We start from the raw sequence: 17,143 nt of genomic DNA on the forward strand, positions 1-17,143 counted from the left end.
CTACGAAGTCCATCCCTACCGGCTGGTTAACGATCCCCTTGGCCCATAGCGGGCCGCAGTAGGGATTGAGACATGGCAGAACGGCTTGGCGTGGCGATCGTAGGCGTGGGTGGCGCGGTCGCCACCACCGCGATCGCGGGTATCGAAATGATCAAGGCAGGGTCGAACAGCCTCAACGGGCTTCCCCTCGCCGACCGCGACGTGGCCGGCATGGTCGCCTACCGCGATCTGGAATTCGGCGGATGGGATCTGACCGAGGACTCGCTCGGCGCGTGCGCCCTGCGGCACGGCGTGATCGGCGACAAGGAACTGGCTGACGGCGCCGCCGCGCTCAACACCATGCGCCCGTGGAAGGCGGCGGGCAGCACCGGCTATTGCGCCAATATCGACGGTACCAACAAGCTCGAGAGCGGTCACCGCGCCGCCATCCAGCAGATCCAGTCCGATTTGCGGCGCTTCTGCGCGGAAAAGGGGCTCGACCGAGTCGTCGTCGTCAATCTCGCCTCGACCGAGCGCGTCCCGCATGCGGACGACGCCGCGCTGCAATCGCGCGAGGCGTTCGAGCGCGGGCTCGACGAGGATGACGCCGCGATCAGCCCGGCAATGCTCTATGCCTATGCCGCAATCGACTCGGGCACGCCCTACGCCAATTTCACGCCTTCGGTCGCCGCCGACATCGCGCCGCTCGCTGAGTTCGCAGCGGAGCGCAACGTCCCTGTCGCAGGCAAGGACGGCAAGACCGGCCAGACCTTCATGAAGACGGTGATCGCGCCCGCGCTACGCGACCGGGCGCTCCACGTCGACGGCTGGTTCTCGACCAACATCCTCGGTAACTCGGACGGCTTGGCGCTCGACGATCCCAAGTCGCTGGCGTCGAAGCTCGGCACCAAGGGCAGCGTGCTCAACGACATCCTCGGCTATCCGGTCGAGGATCACATCATCATGATCCATTATTATCGCCCGCGCGGCGATGACAAGGAAGCGTGGGACAACATCGATCTGACCGGCTTCATGGGCCAGAAGATGCAGCTAAAGCTCAACTTCCTGTGCAAGGACTCGATCCTCGCCGCGCCGCTCGCGATCGAAATCGCGCGGTGCCTCGACCTCGCGCAACAGCGCGGCGAAGGCGGCGTGCAGGACCAGATGGGGCTGTTCTTCAAGCTGCCGCAGACGAGCGGCGGTCGCAAGCCGGTCCATGCGGTCCCCGAGCAACAGGCGATCCTCGATCACTGGCTCGACGGCAAGACCGCGTGAGCCAAACGCCCCTGTCCGGCGCGGCGGAGGCTCTGGTGCCCTCCGCCGGGCTGACCCCCGCCGCGCTGCCGTTCCTGCGCGAGCTGGGCGATCTCAAGCGCGTCTTCTCGGCGCAGGCGCCTGGCTCGATCGCGGAGCGGCTGTTCGGGCTCGGCTGGGCGGCGCTGCTGCGCGGCGATCCCCCCGCCGCGGTGATGGCGCAGGTCGTCGGCGCGGCGTTGGTATCGGCGCGGTTGGGGGATCTCGATCTCGCGACGCTGACCGCGCTCGGGCTCGGCGACGATGCGGTGACCGTGCTCGAACGCGCGTTCGACGAAGTGACCGGCAACCTCGATCCAGCGCTCGCGCAGCGGCTGCGCGCGGCGCTCGCGCAAGGGCGACCCGCCCCGGGCACGGTACCAAGCTTCGTCGGCAAGCTCGCGCGCCAACCGCGGGCGGGCGTCACTTGCCCGGGGCAACCTCGCATTCTGTTGCAGCCGGCGGAGAACCACGCCGAACACTGCCTGATGGTCGCGGTGTACGGCGTGCTCGCGAGCCCGTGGCACGGCGCGGACCCGGTCGCGGTGTTCCTCGCGGGCATGGCGCACCACTTCCACAATGCCGACATGCCCGACAGCGGCTATTCGGGCGAGATGCTGCTCGGCGACCGGCTCGACACCGCGATCGCGACCGCGCGTCAGGCGTGCCTCGATGAACTCACGGCGACCGCGCCTGACCTGGCGACGGTGGTGACGGCGGCGCTCATACCGATCGGGGGAGACGTTACGCCAGAGGCACGCGCGTTCCACGTCGCCGACGTGCTCGACCGCGTCCTCGAGATCGAACAGCATCTGCGCGCCGCACGGCTGACCATGGAAATCGTGCTCGACGATTACGGGCTGGTCCATGACGGCCCGGTCAAGGCGTTCCACGACCGCATTCTCGCCGACGCCGGGCTCGCCTGATGCCCGCATTGGTGTTTCCCGATATGCCGCTGGTGTCGCCCGTTACGGGGCGCGCGCTTGCGCATGACACGCCGCATTCGCTCGCCGCACCGGGCGAGCGTTGGCCGGTGGTCGACGGCATCCCTTATCTCCGGGTCGACAGCGAAGGGCTGGCGGCGGTCGCGCTCGATCATCTCGATGCGGGCTGCCCCGATGACGCGCTGGTTGCGTTGCTGACCGATCAGGATGCGTGGTGGACCGGCCCCGCGACCGACCTGACCGAGCTCAAACGGCTCGTCCGCGAACGCGACACGCTGTCGCTGCGCGAGGCGATGGCGCTGCTGCGGCTTGGCCCGGTCGCGGATTATTTCGCCTATCGCTGGAGCGACCCGACCTATCTCGCCGGGCTGGCTTTGCTTGAAACGCACGGCTCCGCCCCGGGGAGCGCATTCGAACTGGCGTGCGGGATTGGCCATTACCTGCGCGAGCTGACGCGGCGCGGGACCGAGTGCCTCGGCGCGGACGTGGTGTTCGCCAAGTGCTGGCTGGCCAAGAAATGGGTCGCGCCCGATGCTCGGTACGTCGTGTTCGATGCCGCCGCGCCGTGGCCGATCGCGGACGCGCGGTTCGATCTGGTGATGTGTCACGACGCCTTTTACTTCCTCCCCGATCAGCCACGAGTCGCCGCACGCCTGCGCGCCGCACGGACGGCGGGCGGGACGCTCGCGATCAGCCATCTCCACAATGCCGGCCACGCGGCGGGGGCGATGGGCCCCGCGCTGTCCGCTGCAGGGTGGGCGGCGCTGTTTCTGGATGCGCGTGTCTATGACGAACGCGTGCTACTCGACGCACTGATGACCTGCGCAACGCCGACTCCGAGCGGCTGGACGGAGGATCCATCGGTCGAGGCATGGTCGCTGGTGGAGGGAGCCGGTGCCCCCCGCCCCGTCGTGAAGGGCCTTGCCCTGCCCCCGGCGGAGGCGACGCTGCGCCGCAACCCGCTGATCGATGCGGATGGCGCGGTGCACTGGCCGTCCCCGCGCTATCACGCCGAATATGGCGGAGGATGCTACTGGGCGATGGCCACGGACGCGCGTCCGTTCGCGGCGAATGACGTCCGCCTGCGCCGCCTGGTCGATTTGCCGGAGCGTTGGTGATGCGGTGGGGCATTGTCGGCTACGGCTGGGTCGCGCGCGACTATATGGCGCCGGGGATCGCCGCGGCGGGCGGGGTCGTGACCGCAATCGCCGACCCCTCCCCCGCATCCCGCACCCGCGCCGCGGCGGCAGGGATCGCCGCGTTCGAGACGACCGAGGCGATGCTGGCATCGGGCCTGTGCGACCTCGTCTATATCGCGACGCCTAACGATGCGCATCTCGCCCCCGTCCGTGCCTGCGCGGCGGCGGGGATTCCGATGCTGTGCGAGAAACCGATCGCTGCGTCACTCGAACAGGGCGAGGCGATGGCGGCGGCGGTCGCAGACGGCCCGCTCTACGGCACCGCATTCGACCAGCGCCATCACCCCGCACATCGCCGGATCGCCGAAGCGGTCGCGGACGATGCGATCGGTCGCCCAGTGGCGATCCGTATCCTCTACGCCTGCTGGGTCGATCCCGACTGGACCCCCGACGGCGGCGCGCACGACAATTGGCGCGCCGATCCGGTCCGTGCAGGTGGCGGCGCGGTGATCGATCTCGCGCTCCACGGTCTCGATCTCGCCGAGCGACTGTTGGGCGAACCGCTGGTCGACCTGTCGATCGCGCTGCAACGCCGGATCCACGCCTATGCGGTCGACGACGGCGGGATGCTGAGCGCCCGCTCGGCCTCTGGAGTGCTGTTCCAGAGCCACGTCGCCTATAATTGCGCCGAGAACCTCCCCCGGCGGCGGCTCGAGGTGCTGGGCGAGCGCGGGTTGCTGATCGCGACCGACACCATGGGGCAGACCGCTGGCGGCACGCTCGTCCACCAATGCGGCGACACCGGTGCGGAGACCCCGCTCGCCTTCGACACCGCGACATCGCCCTTCGCCGCGCAGGCCGCTGCGTTCATGGCGGCGGCACGCGGCGGACCGCATGATTTTTCGATGCCCCGCGATCTGGCGCTGATGCGGCTGTTCGACCGGGCCTATCAGGAAGCACGATCATGCCTTTGAGCTGGTTCGCCTGCGCCAATTGCGGGTTCTGGCAGCGCCATTTCGCGCCGCCCGATTGCCCGGTCTGCACCGATGTCCGCAACGACCTGCCCGAGGAGGGCTGGCGCTTCCTCCCCGAGTCCGACGTCGCCACGACGCATGACGGTGCCGCGCGTGAGGTCGCACCCGGCCTGTGGGCGTTCACCACCACGCCTGCGCTTGGGCTCGCCGGGACCGGCTGGTTGATCGTCCGCGACGGCGGCAACATCGCGTTCGAGGCAGCACCCTATTATTCGGACGCGATGCTCGACCAGATCGAAGCGCTCGGCGGGATCGCGTTTCTCGCGGCGAGCCATGCGCACGGATACGGCGCGCTGTTCCAGCTTCAGCGGCGGTTCGACCCCGACGTGGTCGCGATCCAGCGCGACGATTTGCAGCTGACCAAGGCGTTCCGCGTCACCATGCCGTTCGACGACACGCTCGAACTCGCGCCGGGCTACACGCTGCATCATGTCGGCGGGCATTATGAGGGGCAGGCTGCGCTCCACGATGCGCCGGGACGTCGATTGTTCTGCGGCGACATGTTCAAGATCGACCAGGACCCCGCCGGCCGGTCGCACGCGATTTCGAGCCACAAGGCGTTTCACAAGGATATCCCGCTGACTCACGCCGAACTCCGCCGCTACCGCGACGCCATCGCCCCGCTCGATTACGACGCGGTGCTGACACCGTTCGAATATGCTCCCGAGGTCGATCGCGCAGTGACGCTCGCCGCGCTCGACGATGGGCTCGCGCGCGCCCCCGGCGTGCGGAGGCTCGCGCTGTGAGGACCGGGCTCCCCGCCGATCTCGGCCCCGCCGCGCATGCGTATCTCGATGCGTTCCCCAAGGGCGATGTCGTCGCCTTCCCGATTCACCCGCTCGACCGGCTCGGGCTTCCCGTCTGGGTCGTCGCGCTGTTCCCGGAGGATCCCGCGCTTGGCGGGATCATGCCGTACGGCGTCGGCTATGGCGCGACCGACGAGGCGGCGGTGCTTGGCGGGCTTGGCGAGATCGCCGAGATGGTGTGGCCGACGCTGACGCTCGGCGCGCGCGCCAAGACGCGCGGGAGCTATGCCGAGCTGGTCCGCAGCCTCGGTGCGCGCGCGGTCGCCGACCCGCTGACCTTGTGCCTGCCCGCGGGGTCGCCGGTCGATCATGCCACGGTGCTCGAATGGGTCGAGGCCAGGCGCTGGGCGGATGGCTCTAGCGTGCTCGTGCCGATCGACCTCGCGGCCTATTCGTCCAAGGAACTCACCCCGGGCTACCGCCCGTTCACGACGATCATTTCGAACGGGATGGGCGCCGGCCCCGACCTCGACTGGGCGATCGGGCACGGGCTGTGCGAGATCCTCCAGCGCGACGGCAACGGGCTGCTGTTCCGCGCGCTCGACCGCGGGGTGATGCTCGATCTCGACACCAGCCTCGCGCCGTCGACACGCGCGATCCTCGACCGGTTCGACGCGGCGGGGATCCGCGCGATGCCCAAGTTCGCGACCGACCAGTTCGGGATGCCCAACCTCTATTGCGTCGGGGTGGACGAACGCATGCCCCCCGCCGCGCCGATCATGGTGACCGCGTGCGGCGAGGCGTGCCATTCGGACCGAACCGCTGCGCTCGACAAATGCCTGACCGAATTTGCTGCCAGCCGCGCGCGCAAGGCCTTCGCGCATGGCCCCGCCGATCTCGTCGCGCAGGTTGCCCCCGCGGGCTATGTCGCGCGCTTCATGGCGCAGGCCGGGGGTGCCGCCAAATCGAGCGACAGCCGCGCGTTCGACGCGATGCGCGACTGGACCGGGCGCGATGCGGCTACCTTGCGGGGGTGGCTCGCCGAGTCGGTCCTGTCCGAACGCGGATCGCACCGCTTCGACGCCTTGCCCACGCTCCCCGCACCTGATGGCCATGCGCGCGCCGCGGCGGCGCGTGCCGCGGTCGAGGCGGCGGGGTTCGACGTGCTCTATGTCGACATGTCGCCCGCCGACCGCGCGATCTCGGTCGTGAAGGTCATCGTCCCCGGCATGGAAGTCGAGACGATGAGCTATTACCGGATCGGCGCGCGCAACACCGAGAAGCTGCTCGCGCTCGAATCGCCGCTGATCCGGTTCGGGGCGGACGAAAGCCAGACGCTGCGCCGCATTCGCCTGACTCCGGCGGATGCCGAACGGCTTGGCCACCCCCTGTTCGACACCGCCGCCGCCGACGCGCTCGTCGGCCCACTCTACCCGCTCTACCGCGAGCCCGAGGCGCATCACGTCGCCTTCGCACGCGAACGGGGGACCGCATGACCCTGCGCTACGCCTACAACACCAACGGCGCGGCCAATCACCGGCTCGACGATGCCCTGCGGCTGATCGCGGATTCAGGCTATGCCGGGGTCGCGCTCACGCTCGATCATCATCACCTCGATCCGTTCGCATCGCGCTGGGAGCAGGAAGCGGACCGCGTCGCCGCGCTGCTCGCCACAGTGTCGCTCGGCAGCGTGATCGAGACCGGCGCGCGCTATCTGCTCGATCCGCGCCAGAAGCACGAACCGACGCTGATCACCCCCGACGCGGACGGGCGCGCGCGGCGCGTTGCGTTCCTGTGCCGCGCGCTCGACGTGGCGGCGCGGCTCGGCAGCGAGACCGTGTCGTTCTGGGCGGGCGTTCCGAAAACAGGCGTCGATCCCGCCGAGGCACGATCGTGGCTCGATGCGGGGCTGGAACAGGTGCTCGATCATGCCGAGCGAGTCGGCGTCGACGCGAGTTTCGAGCCGGAACCGGGGATGCTGATCGAAACGGTCGGCGATTACGACTTACTCGTCGAACGCCATCCGCGGCTCAGGCTCGCGCTCGACACCGGCCATTGCCTCGTCACGCAGGACATCGACCCAGCGGATGCGATCCGGCGCTATGCCGACCGGATCGGCACCGTCGCGGTCGAGGACATGCGGCGCGGCGACCATACCCACCTGCCTTTCGGTGAAGGCGATATGGACATGCCCGCGGTGCTCGCTGCGCTTGAAGGGATCGGCTTCACCCGGCTGGTTTGTGTAGAATTATCGCGCGAAAGCCCGCGTGCACACGCCGCCATTCCCGAATCGATCGCCTATCTCCGGAGCATCGCGGCATGAGAGTGTGCTTTGTCTCGCGCCGGTTCTTCCCGGCGATCTCCGGCATGTCGATCTACGCGATCAACCTTCTGCGCCAACTCGTCGCGGGCGGAGACGACGTGACGATGGTGAGCCAATATTACGGCGATCCGGCGCGTGCGGCTGTTTACGGCGGCGGCCCGCCGCCCGCGGTGCCGGGGGTGCGCGTGATCGGACTCGAAGCGCTGGGCGAACAGGATAACGGCGATTTCGAGCGCGATATCGACGCCCTGGTCGAAGCCATCGCACGCGAACATGCGCGCGCGCCGTTCGACGTGCTCCACGCGCAATATGGCTATCCGACCGGCTGGGCGACGATGATCGCTGCCCGCCGCCTTGGCCTGCCCTGCGTCGTGTCGATTCAGGGCGGCGATGGCCACTGGGTCGGCTCATGCTGCGAGACGCACCGGCTCGCGATGGTGCGCGTGCTGGATCATGCCGGGGCGCTGCTGATCGGCGGCAAGAGTTTCGCGGGCGAAGTCCACGACCGGCTCGGCACCGCGCTCGACCGGTTCACGATCGTTCCGGGGGCCGTTGATACCGCCCATTTCACCCCGGCACGCGAGGACGCGCCCGAAGGGCCGGTCCGCCTGCTCTACCACGGCCGCGTCGACCGCCGCAAAGGCGTGCTCGACTTCCTCCAAGCGCTACCGAAAGTCGGCGGCGACTGGCGCGCGACCATCTCCGGCATCGGCCCCGACGTCGAGCCTGCACAGGCGCTTGCCACCGACCTTGGGCTCACCGATCGCGTGACGTTCAGCGGCTATGCGGACTATGACGCGGTCCCCGAACTCTACCGCGCACACGACGTCTTCGTGTCGCCGACCTATGCCGAGGGGTTTTCGAACACCATCCTGGAGGCGATGGCGTGCGGTCTCGCGGTCGTCTCGTGCCATGCCGTGGGTGTGGTCGACTGCATCCGTGATGACGAGAATGGCATTCTGACCGATCCTGGCGATGTACCGGCGCTGACGGCCTCGCTGACCAGTGTCGTTACCGATCCGGGCCGGCGCACGCGTCTGTCGACGGCCGCGCTGGAAGAATGCCGCCGGGTGTACAGCTGGGACGCGGTCGGGCGGCAGATCCGAGGAATTTACCACGACCTGCGCCATCGTCCGCAAACCGCGTTCGACACGGCGCTGCCGATGACGCCTTGCCGCTTCCGCAGCGAGCCGCATCTGCTGTGACCGACCGATGAAGCTGCTCGCGATATCGCCCCATCTGGACGATGCCGCCTTTTCCGCTGGCGGGCTGCTTGCGTCGTGTGTCGATCAGGGGTGGGCCGTCACGGTGGCAACTTGCTTCACCGGCAACGTCGCGCACCCGACCGGGTTCGCGCTCGCGTGCCAGCTCGACAAGGGGCTGGGTCCCGACGTCGACTATATGGCGCTGCGCCGTGGCGAGGATCAGGCCGCGTGCGAAGCCCTTGGCGCACGCGCGATCCATTTGCCGTTCTTGGAGGCACCGCACCGCGGTTATACTTCGGCAAGGATGCTGTTCGCCGAACGTCTCCCCGAAGACCGGATCGTCGACGATGTCGCGGCGGCGTTGGCCCGCCTCCTCGCGACCGAACGGCCCACGCTCGTCCTTGGGCCGTTATGCCTTGGCAACCATGTCGACCATCACGTCGTTCTGGAGGCGATACGGCGATCCTGTGCCGGTCATACCGTATTGCTATGGGAAGACTGGCCTTATGCCGACCGCGAAGACCGCGTTGCCGCCATGCCGGCGGTGATCGAACAGCTTACGCGCGAAACGCGCGCGCGGCGGATCGCCGCCTGCGCGGCGTATGGGTCGCAACTCGGCTTTCAGTTCGGCGGGGTCACGGCGATGACCGAGCGGACCGAAAAAATCACCGAGGAACGCTTTTACCCGCTCGACGCGTTCTGATCCGGCAACCGCCGCCACACCGCGTCCCCTTTTTCCAGGCAGAGCTATCATCATGACCGAAGTTTCCGTCGTCACCCTGGCAAAGGGGCGTCCAGACCATCTCGTCAACGTCGTCCGCGGGTTGATCCGCCAGACGCTGATGCCGCGCGAACTGATCGTCGCGGTCATGCAGGACGATCTGTACGATTTGCCCGAAGCGCCGTTTCCGATCCGGCAGGTACAGGTCGTCGCGGATGCCCTGCCGCTCGCTTCGGCACGCAATACCGCCGCACGCGCAGCCACCGGCGACCTGATCGTGTTTCTCGACATGGATTGCATCCCGACACCGACGCTGCTCGCCGACTATGCCGGGTTCCTCGAAAGTTTCGACGGGTTGCTGATGGGCGAGGTCCTGTACCTGCCGGGCGGCGCAACCGACGGCGATTGGCAGTATGACCGGTTCGCCGAGATTGCGGTGAAGCATTCGGACCGCCGCGGCCCTCCGCCGGAGGGCATCGAGATCTGCACCGACTATCGCTGTTTCTGGTCGCTCAACTTCGCGATGCGGCGGACGACGTTCCTCGGCCTCGGCGGCTTCGACGAGCGCTATGTCGGCTATGGCGGCGAGGATACCGATTTCGGCAAGGTCCTCGACGAAGCCGGCGTCGCGATCGCGTGGATCAAGGGCGGTCTCGCCTATCATCAATATCATCCCCACCACATGCCGCCGGTGCACCATCTCGACAGCGTGATCCGCAATGCCGAGCTGTTCGAAACCAAATGGGGCTATCGGACGATGGGCCACTGGCTCCAGGCATTCCGCCTGATGGGCCTGATCGACCTGACCCCGGGTCGGTCGATCCGGATCCTGCGTCGCCCCGACGCCGCCGATTTCGCGTTGACCGGGCAGCAAAGTCACCAGCCCTATGCCAATACGGCGACCGTCATCCGCCTGCTCGAAGACCGGCTGGCAGCGACCGAGCGCGCCGTTGCGGCCGAATGACCGCCCGATGAGAATCGCTGTCCTCTGCCATGTCCGCCAGCCCATCGCCCAGCCTTTTGCCGGCGGGATGGAATCGCAATGCTGGCATCTGGCGGCAGGGCTCCAGGCGCGCGGGCACGACGTCGTGCTGTTCGCGTCGGGGGACAGCGATCCGCGCTTCACGATCGATGCCGTGATCCCGACACATTACGACCGGACCTTCCCCGGTGCCGAGCATCGCGGCTTCGCACCGCTGATCGCGCATCTCGACGAGGGCTATGCCGCCGCCTGCGACCGGATCGCCGCGGGTGGCTTCGACGTGCTGCACAACAACAGCCTGCATCGCTTTCCGCTCGAGCCGGCGCGGACCGCGCGCGTGCCGACCGTCACGTCGCTGCACGTCCCGCCCTATGACGCGCTCCGCTGGTTCGTGCACGCCAGCATCGCACCGACTCACCGCCTCACCGCGACCTCGGCCCACCATCTTGCCGCCTGGTGGCCGGACGGCCCACCACGCGAGGCCTCGGTGCTGCACAATGGCATCGACCTCCAGGCCTGGCCGTTCGTCCCCGAGGGCGATGGCAGCGCGGTCTGGTTCGGCAGGATGACGCCGGACAAGGCCCCCCATCTGGCAGTGCAGGCGGCGCGGATCGCGGGCGTCCCGCTCACGCTGTTCGGACCGATCGAGGATCGGGACTATTGGGACGCCGACGTCGTGCCGTTGCTGGGCGGCAGCATCCGATATGGCGGGCATCTGGACGCGGCGGCAGTGGCGTTCGAGATCGGCCGTGCGTCGGCGTTCGTGTTCACCCCGTGCTGGGACGAACCGTTTGGCCTGGTCGCGATCGAGGCGATGGCCTGCGGCCTGCCGGTCGCGGCGTTCGACCGCGGCGCCTTGCGGGAAGTCATCGGTGAGACCGGGTGCTTCGCGCCACCTGGCGACGTTTCCGCCCTCGCTCGTGCCATCACGACCGCGATCCAACGCCCCCGCGCGCCGCAACGCGATCGCGTCGCGAAAGCCTTTACCCGTGATCGGTGGCTCGATCGCTGCGAGGACCTTTACCGGGACGTGGTCGGCCGCGACCAGGGGCCGTCGGCATGACGGCGAGGGATCATCTGGCAGACCGGCACGCGCTGCTCGCAGCGGCCTATCGAACACATGTCACGCATGGTTCACGCTACGCGCTGGTCGATTTTCCGGACCATGCGAATGTCGGCGACAGCGCGATCTGGCTTGGCGAACTCGCACTGTTGCGACAGATCACGGGGCGCGATCCGTGCTACGTTTCGACCTGGCACGATTTCGACCTTGCTGCCTTCCAGGACGCTTGCCCCGACGGGATCCTGTTCCTGCATGGTGGCGGAAACCTCGGCGACATCTGGCCGCATCACCAGCGGTTCCGCGAAGACATCCTGACACGGGTTCGCGATCGGACGGTCGTGCAGCTACCGCAGTCGATCCACTTCCGCGTGCAGCCGCAAGTTGCCCGGTTCGCCGCGCTCGTCGCCGACCACCCGGATTTCGTCCTGTACGTCCGCGACACCCGCAGCCTGGACTTCGCGCGCGAGCATCTGGCCTGCCCGACGCACCTCGCGCCGGACTCGGCCTATGCGCTCGGCCCGCAAGCGCGCGCCGCACCGCAGTGTGACGTGCTGATGCTGATGCGCACCGACGACGAACGCCAGGGCTATGCGATACCGCCGACGGATTCAGCGGTCGTCGTCGATTGGCTCGATGACGATGCCGATCTTCCGGTCGGAGTCGATGCCAAAGCGCGCGAGGCTCAAGCCGTCGCACGCGTCGATCGAGGGCTGCGGTTGCTCGCACGGGGCCGGATCATCGTGACGGACCGGTTGCACGGTCACATCCTCGCGGACTTGCTCGGTATTCCTCACGTCGTGCTGGACAACGACTACGGCAAGATTGCCGCGTACATGGATGCCTGGCCCGACCGCGATGTAACCGTCGCACCGGCCATGACGATCGAACGGGCCCTGGTTCTTGCCAAACGGCTTGCCGGCGCAAGATGACGGCCGCCATCGACGTCAGCCTGCTCATCTGTACGCGCAATCGCGCGGCTTCGTTGGCAGCAACCCTCGAGTCCGTGGAGCGCGCGGCGGCCTTTGCCGGCGGTACGTCCGTCGAGATCATATTGGTCGACAATGGCTCGGTCGACGACACCCCGGAGCGATTGGCGGAATGGCAAGGCCGGCAGGCTTTTCCGGTCCGTCTCGTCGACGAACCGCACGCAGGGCTCGCCCGCGCGCGCAACGCCGGGCTCGCGGTCTGCAACGGGCGGATCGTGGCAATGACCGATGACGATTGTGTCCTGCACGAAGCGTATTTCGCCGCCGTCGGCGCCGCGTTTGACCGGGTCAGCGGACCGGCAATCATCGGTGGCCGTATCCTGCTGGGGAACCCGGCCGATCTCCCCGTCACGATCAAGCTCGAGGACCACCCGATGATCGCGCCTCCGGGTGGATTCCCGGGCGGTTTCGTCATGGGCGCGAACCTGGCGTTCAGCGCCGATATCCTGCGGTCGACGGGATGCTTCGATGAACGCTTCGGTGCCGGTGCGCCGTTCGTTTCCGCAGAGGACACGGATTTCCTGTTTCGCGCAGCAGGTCTCGGTGTCGCCATTCGCTATGACCCGCTGATGGTGGTCGATCATCATCACGGGCGCCGCGATACGAGCGATGAAACCCGGTTGCTCGCGGGCTACAGCTTCGGGGACGGCGCCCTGTACGCCAAATATCTGTTCCGCGACCAGCGCGCGCGTCGTGCGATCGTCGCGGATATTCTTGCGGTCCGGTTCGACTGGACACAGCCTGTGCGGACGCATGCGGGGATCCGCCGGTTCTACTGGTTCCGGCTGCGCCATAAGGCGCGGGGATTCGCCTACTTCTGGCGGATCGCGCTCACGGCGCGCCGGCAGCGACTTCGGTCACGCGACGGCGATCCGGCGGGTCTGTCGGCGGTTCGTCCTGCTGTGTCGGCAACGCGGCCGCATCGCTGGCGGCACGATCGGGCTGGACGCGAGCCACTGTCGCGCAGTGACCGCACACGACCATAACCTCACGCCGGGCATGATCCGGCGTCGCACGGAGCAGGTCTATGCCCCGCTCCAGCGCGACCGCGGCGTGTTCGACACCGCAGATCGGCAGGAGGCCGAGGCCGCTGCTCGCACACCCGCCTGACCGCTCCCGGCGCCCGGCGTCTCGGCCTCTGGTTACGATCGTCAAGGCGGATTGACGCCTGTCGGATAAGGCGTTGAAGCCTTTCGCCCAGCTTTCTACCAGGACCGTGTTGGTTCCTTGTCTCGCTTCCCGTCCGCCAACCGCGCACGGAAGCATGCATGAACTCGAATATTCAGGATTCTAGGCCGCAATGAATTATCGCCATTCCTTCCACGCCGGCAACAGTGCCGATGTCGTGAAGCACAGCCTACTGATTGCCCTCGTGCGGGCCTTGCAGCAAAAACCGGGCGCATTGACCCTGATCGACACCCATGCCGGCTGCGGGGTGTATGACCTGGAGGGCGAGGAGGCCGGGCGCACCGGCGAATCCACCCAAGGCGTGCTGCGGGCCCTGGCCGACCCGAACCCCTTGCTGAGCGACTACCACGCCGCCGTAAAGGCAGTGAATGGCGGAGCCGAGACACGCTTCTACCCCGGTTCGCCGCGAATCCTGGCGCAGCTTCTGCGCCCGCAGGATTTCCTGATCCTGAACGAAAAACACCCTGAGGACGCCTATACCCTGCGCGGTGCGATGCGCGATACATCCGCTGCCGTGCACGAGCGCGACGCCTACGAGCTTTGGCTGGCGTTGCTGCCGCCCCGAACCGCGCGCGGCGTGGTGGTGGTCGATCCGCCGTACGAGCAGCTCGATGAACGCGCCCGTATCACCGCCACCCTGGCCGCCGCGCACCGCAAGTGGGCGCATGGCGTGACGGTAATCTGGTATCCGCTGAAAGACCGCGCCACGCATTGGCAGTGGACGGAACAGTTGCGCAAACTCGGCATCCCGAAAATGCTGCGGGTGGAGCATTGGTTGTACGATGACGATCAGCCCGGCATCTATAATGGCGCGGGCCTTTATATCGTCAATCCGCCCTACGCCTTCACGCAAGCGCTGCCGCCGCTGCTGGAAACCTTGCGCGCCGTGCTCGCGCCAGAGGGGCATAAGGGCGAGATCACGACCGATTGGCTGCGCGAATGAAGGAACCCCCTCCTCGCTGCGGCGCGGTCGCCAGTTTCCGTCGGTAAGGTCCTGCCTGAGGGCCTTCACAAACTGCCTTTTCCCCGGAAATCAAAGACACGAAACCCCTGTTCCGCGCCGTAATCTCTGCTAGCGCGCTCGCGATGATCATGGTTTGGCAGGCATCTTCATGACGGTCGTCGCAGCGTATCTGTATCGGAACGGCGCCCGCATTCGGGAGATCGCGATCGACGAGAAGGTCGATTGCGCGCGCGACAAGTCCGAATTCGTCTGGATCGGGATCGCAGATCCGCTGGAGGCCGAATTGCGGACGCTCCAGGCGACCTACGGCCTCCACCCGCTCGCGGTCGAGGACGCCTTGAAGGCGGACCAGCTGCCCAAGGTCGACATCTATGGCGATCAGTTGTTCGTCGTCGCCCGGACCGCGCATCTCGAGCATGCGGAAATCGCCTATGGCGAGACCGCGATCTTCGTCGGGCACAGCCACATCATCAGCGTCCGCCACGGTTCGGCGCGCGCGCATACCGAATTGCGCGCCGACCTGGAGGCTGCACCGACGCTGCTGATGCACGGCGTCGACTATGTCCTCCACGCGATCCTCGACTTCGTCGTCGACGGCTATCTGCCGATGGTCGAGGCAATCGAGGAAGAGGTGGTGGAGATGGAGCGGCACACCATCGACAATTTCCTCGGCCGCGACGAGATCACGCGCATTTTCGCGCTCCGCCGGGAATTGATCCGCTTCCAGCGCATCCTGGTGCCGATGGGCGAAGTCGCGGGCAAGTTCGTGCGGCTCGACCTGCCGTGCATCGACCGCGAGGCGAAACCCTATTTCAGCGACGTCCTCGACCACGTCCGACGCGTCCAGGCGATGGTCGACGACCTGCGCGAGGTCCTGACCTCGGTCTTCGAGTTCAGCAACCTGCTCGAACAACAGCGCACCGGCGCGATCACGCGCCAGCTTGCGGCATGGGCCGCAATCCTGGCGGTGCCGACGGCGATCGCCGGGATCTACGGCATGAATTTCGAACACATGCCGGAGCTGAAGACCCAATACGGCTATTTCGTCGTGCTCGGGGTGATCGTCGTGATCTGCACCGCGCTGTTCGTCTGGTTCAAACGCACCAAGTGGCTTTAGTCGGCAGCGGTCAAGGACCGCGCCGGTTCCACCACCCGCCCCCCAGCGCCTGGAACAAGGCGGCGGTATCGACATAGCGCGCCGCCCGCGCTTGCTGAAGCGTTACGGAGGCCTGCCAATAGGCCTGCTCCGCGCTCAGCACCTGCAGCGGGGCAACGGCGCCGAGCCGGGCCTGTCCGCGCGCGATGGCAAGGCTGTCGGCCGCCGCCGCCTCGGCCCGCTCGGCGGTGTGGAGCGCGTCGGTATCCGCACCGATCGCGGCGAGCGTGTCGGAGACGTTCTGGAACGCCCGCAGCACCGCGCCGCGATATTGCGCCTTGGCCTGGTCATACCCCGCCTCGGCCGCGCGCTGGCGATGGCGCAGCGTGCCCCCGTCGAACAGCGGCGCGGTCAGCCCGCCGACCACGCTCCACAGGATATTGTCGGGCGCGAGCAACGTCGCGAAGCGCGTCGATGACCCGCCCGCGCTGCCACCAAGCGTGATCGCGGGGAGCCGCGCGGCGATCGCCACCCCGACCTGCGCACCGGCGGCATGGAGCGTCGCCTCTGCCGCGCGCACGTCGGGGCGTTGATCGACCAGTGCGGCTGGAAGGCTCAACGGCAGATCCCGCGGCAGCGCAATTTCCGCAAGCTCGACGCGCGGCTGCGCGCGATCGGGCATTTGTCCCGCCAGCACGGCGATGAGATCGCGCTGTTGCGCGACTTGCTGGGTAAGCGCCGGCAACGCTTGTTGGGTCTGGGCAAGCAACGTCTGTTGCGCGGCGACGTCGGCGCGCGCGACATCGCCCAGGCGCAGGCGCGCGCGCAGGATTTCGAGAATACGGCCCTGCGCGGCGATGCTCTTTTCGACGGCAGCGATTTGCGCGCGCAACGATGCCTCGGTGATCGCCGCGACGACGACGGTCGAGGTCAGCGTCACATACGCCGCCTCGGCCTGGAAGCGTTGCGCCTCGGCAGCGGCGGCGCTGCTTTCCGCCTGACGACGCACCCCGCCGAACAGATCGACCGTGTAGCCGACGTTCAGTTGGGCGGTGCTGAGCGTGTAGAGGTTGCTGTTCGACTGAAGCGGCGACGCCAGCACGCCGGGATTGCGCGCGCGCGCCGTCGAAGCGCCGAGACCGACGCCGGGCAGCAACGCCCCACGATCGGCCTTCGCCAGTTCCTGCGACTGGCGGAGCGCGGCGCGGGCGGCGGCGAGATCGGGGTTGGCGGCGATCGCCCGGCGCACCAGCGTGTCGAGCGCCGGCGAATGGAACAGCGTCCACCAGTCGGCGGGAATGTCCGCCCCGGCAACCACCACCTGGCTGTCGGGTTGGGCAGGCTGCGTCTTCGGCACATTCGCATAGCCCGCATCCACCGGCGCGGACGGCCGCTGGAACGCGGGGCCGACCGCGCACCCGCCGACGAGCAGGAACGCCAGCGACGTTGTGGCGCGAAGGGCGGGACTCAGGCGCATCAA

At 67.7% G+C, this 17,143-nt stretch carries 17 protein-coding genes; 16 read left to right on the top strand and 1 reads right to left on the bottom strand.

The features are described from left to right. Positions 1-72: 72 nt before the first annotated feature. The 16 genes from QBJ92_RS16350 (at position 73) to corA (ending at position 15,684) form a co-directional block, all read left to right on the top strand. A complete protein-coding gene (locus tag QBJ92_RS16350) occupies positions 73-1,254 on the top strand; it encodes an inositol-3-phosphate synthase (protein WP_277970769.1) in 1,182 nt (393 codons plus the stop codon). Beyond that, positions 1,251-2,198, top strand: coding sequence for a hypothetical protein (locus QBJ92_RS16355; protein WP_277970770.1), 948 nt, complete (start codon positions 1,251-1,253; stop codon positions 2,196-2,198). Before QBJ92_RS16350 ends, QBJ92_RS16355 begins: the two co-directional genes overlap by 4 nt. Next, complete coding sequence (locus tag QBJ92_RS16360) at positions 2,198-3,334, top strand: class I SAM-dependent methyltransferase (RefSeq protein WP_277970771.1); 1,137 nt, start codon at positions 2,198-2,200, stop codon at positions 3,332-3,334. The genes QBJ92_RS16355 and QBJ92_RS16360 overlap by 1 nt, the downstream gene beginning before the upstream one ends. Further along, on the top strand, positions 3,334-4,329 hold the full coding sequence (locus QBJ92_RS16365; protein ID WP_277970772.1) for a Gfo/Idh/MocA family protein: 996 nt from the start codon (positions 3,334-3,336) through the stop codon (positions 4,327-4,329). The genes QBJ92_RS16360 and QBJ92_RS16365 overlap by 1 nt, the downstream gene beginning before the upstream one ends. Next, entirely contained in the window at positions 4,320-5,135 is an 816-nt protein-coding gene (locus tag QBJ92_RS16370; RefSeq protein ID WP_277970773.1) for a hypothetical protein, read from the top strand. Before QBJ92_RS16365 ends, QBJ92_RS16370 begins: the two co-directional genes overlap by 10 nt. Further along, entirely contained in the window at positions 5,132-6,631 is a 1,500-nt protein-coding gene (locus QBJ92_RS16375; protein WP_277970774.1) for a YcaO-like family protein, read from the top strand. The genes QBJ92_RS16370 and QBJ92_RS16375 overlap by 4 nt, the downstream gene beginning before the upstream one ends. Continuing rightward, positions 6,628-7,458 carry a sugar phosphate isomerase/epimerase family protein gene (locus QBJ92_RS16380; RefSeq protein WP_277970775.1) on the top strand — a complete coding sequence of 277 codons (831 nt, stop codon included), beginning with the start codon at positions 6,628-6,630 and terminating at the stop codon, positions 7,456-7,458. Before QBJ92_RS16375 ends, QBJ92_RS16380 begins: the two co-directional genes overlap by 4 nt. Beyond that, a complete protein-coding gene (locus QBJ92_RS16385; protein WP_277970776.1) occupies positions 7,455-8,663 on the top strand; it encodes a glycosyltransferase family 4 protein in 1,209 nt (402 codons plus the stop codon). Before QBJ92_RS16380 ends, QBJ92_RS16385 begins: the two co-directional genes overlap by 4 nt. Before the next feature lie 7 nt (positions 8,664-8,670). Then, entirely contained in the window at positions 8,671-9,366 is a 696-nt protein-coding gene (locus QBJ92_RS16390; protein ID WP_277970777.1) for a PIG-L deacetylase family protein, read from the top strand. Positions 9,367-9,418: 52 nt separating this feature from the next. Then, on the top strand, positions 9,419-10,348 hold the full coding sequence (locus QBJ92_RS16395) for a galactosyltransferase-related protein (RefSeq protein ID WP_277970778.1): 930 nt from the start codon (positions 9,419-9,421) through the stop codon (positions 10,346-10,348). A 7-nt stretch (positions 10,349-10,355) separates the two neighbouring features. Then, entirely contained in the window at positions 10,356-11,429 is a 1,074-nt protein-coding gene (locus tag QBJ92_RS16400; RefSeq protein WP_277970779.1) for a glycosyltransferase, read from the top strand. Then, on the top strand, positions 11,426-12,358 hold the full coding sequence (locus QBJ92_RS16405; protein WP_277970780.1) for a polysaccharide pyruvyl transferase family protein: 933 nt from the start codon (positions 11,426-11,428) through the stop codon (positions 12,356-12,358). The genes QBJ92_RS16400 and QBJ92_RS16405 overlap by 4 nt, the downstream gene beginning before the upstream one ends. Continuing rightward, complete coding sequence (locus QBJ92_RS16410) at positions 12,355-13,401, top strand: glycosyltransferase family 2 protein (protein ID WP_277970781.1); 1,047 nt, start codon at positions 12,355-12,357, stop codon at positions 13,399-13,401. The genes QBJ92_RS16405 and QBJ92_RS16410 overlap by 4 nt, the downstream gene beginning before the upstream one ends. Then, entirely contained in the window at positions 13,382-13,525 is a 144-nt protein-coding gene (locus QBJ92_RS16415; protein ID WP_277970782.1) for a hypothetical protein, read from the top strand. Before QBJ92_RS16410 ends, QBJ92_RS16415 begins: the two co-directional genes overlap by 20 nt. Before the next feature lie 190 nt (positions 13,526-13,715). Next, complete coding sequence (locus QBJ92_RS16420; RefSeq protein ID WP_277970783.1) at positions 13,716-14,546, top strand: 23S rRNA (adenine(2030)-N(6))-methyltransferase RlmJ; 831 nt, start codon at positions 13,716-13,718, stop codon at positions 14,544-14,546. 169 nt (positions 14,547-14,715) lie between these two features. After that, entirely contained in the window at positions 14,716-15,684 is a 969-nt protein-coding gene (gene corA, locus QBJ92_RS16425) for a magnesium/cobalt transporter CorA (protein ID WP_277970784.1), read from the top strand. A gap of 10 nt (positions 15,685-15,694) precedes the next feature. Here the strand turns inward: corA and QBJ92_RS16430 are convergent, their stop codons facing one another. Continuing rightward, on the bottom strand, positions 15,695-17,140 hold the full coding sequence (locus tag QBJ92_RS16430; protein WP_277970785.1) for an efflux transporter outer membrane subunit: 1,446 nt from the start codon (positions 17,138-17,140) through the stop codon (positions 15,695-15,697). Positions 17,141-17,143: the final 3 nt, after the last annotated feature.

The organism is Sphingomonas echinoides (assembly GCF_029623395.1).
Taxonomy (GTDB): domain Bacteria; phylum Pseudomonadota; class Alphaproteobacteria; order Sphingomonadales; family Sphingomonadaceae; genus Sphingomonas; species Sphingomonas echinoides_A.

Bases quoted from the DNA above. Each gene is read 5' to 3' on its own strand.
- QBJ92_RS16350 (WP_277970769.1), top strand. From the start codon at position 73: ATGGCAGAACGGCTTGGCGTGGCGATCGTAGGCGTGGGTGGCGCGGTC.
- QBJ92_RS16360 (WP_277970771.1), top strand. From the start codon at position 2,198: ATGCCCGCATTGGTGTTTCCCGATATGCCGCTGGTGTCGCCCGTTACG.
- QBJ92_RS16365 (WP_277970772.1), top strand. From the start codon at position 3,334: ATGCGGTGGGGCATTGTCGGCTACGGCTGGGTCGCGCGCGACTATATG.
- QBJ92_RS16370 (WP_277970773.1), top strand. From the start codon at position 4,320: ATGCCTTTGAGCTGGTTCGCCTGCGCCAATTGCGGGTTCTGGCAGCGC.
- QBJ92_RS16380 (WP_277970775.1), top strand. From the start codon at position 6,628: ATGACCCTGCGCTACGCCTACAACACCAACGGCGCGGCCAATCACCGG.
- QBJ92_RS16385 (WP_277970776.1), top strand. From the start codon at position 7,455: ATGAGAGTGTGCTTTGTCTCGCGCCGGTTCTTCCCGGCGATCTCCGGC.
- QBJ92_RS16390 (WP_277970777.1), top strand. From the start codon at position 8,671: ATGAAGCTGCTCGCGATATCGCCCCATCTGGACGATGCCGCCTTTTCC.
- QBJ92_RS16395 (WP_277970778.1), top strand. From the start codon at position 9,419: ATGACCGAAGTTTCCGTCGTCACCCTGGCAAAGGGGCGTCCAGACCAT.
- QBJ92_RS16400 (WP_277970779.1), top strand. From the start codon at position 10,356: ATGAGAATCGCTGTCCTCTGCCATGTCCGCCAGCCCATCGCCCAGCCT.
- QBJ92_RS16405 (WP_277970780.1), top strand. From the start codon at position 11,426: ATGACGGCGAGGGATCATCTGGCAGACCGGCACGCGCTGCTCGCAGCG.
- QBJ92_RS16410 (WP_277970781.1), top strand. From the start codon at position 12,355: ATGACGGCCGCCATCGACGTCAGCCTGCTCATCTGTACGCGCAATCGC.
- QBJ92_RS16420 (WP_277970783.1), top strand. From the start codon at position 13,716: ATGAATTATCGCCATTCCTTCCACGCCGGCAACAGTGCCGATGTCGTG.
- corA (WP_277970784.1), top strand. From the start codon at position 14,716: ATGACGGTCGTCGCAGCGTATCTGTATCGGAACGGCGCCCGCATTCGG.
- QBJ92_RS16430 (WP_277970785.1), bottom strand. From the start codon at position 17,140: ATGCGCCTGAGTCCCGCCCTTCGCGCCACAACGTCGCTGGCGTTCCTG.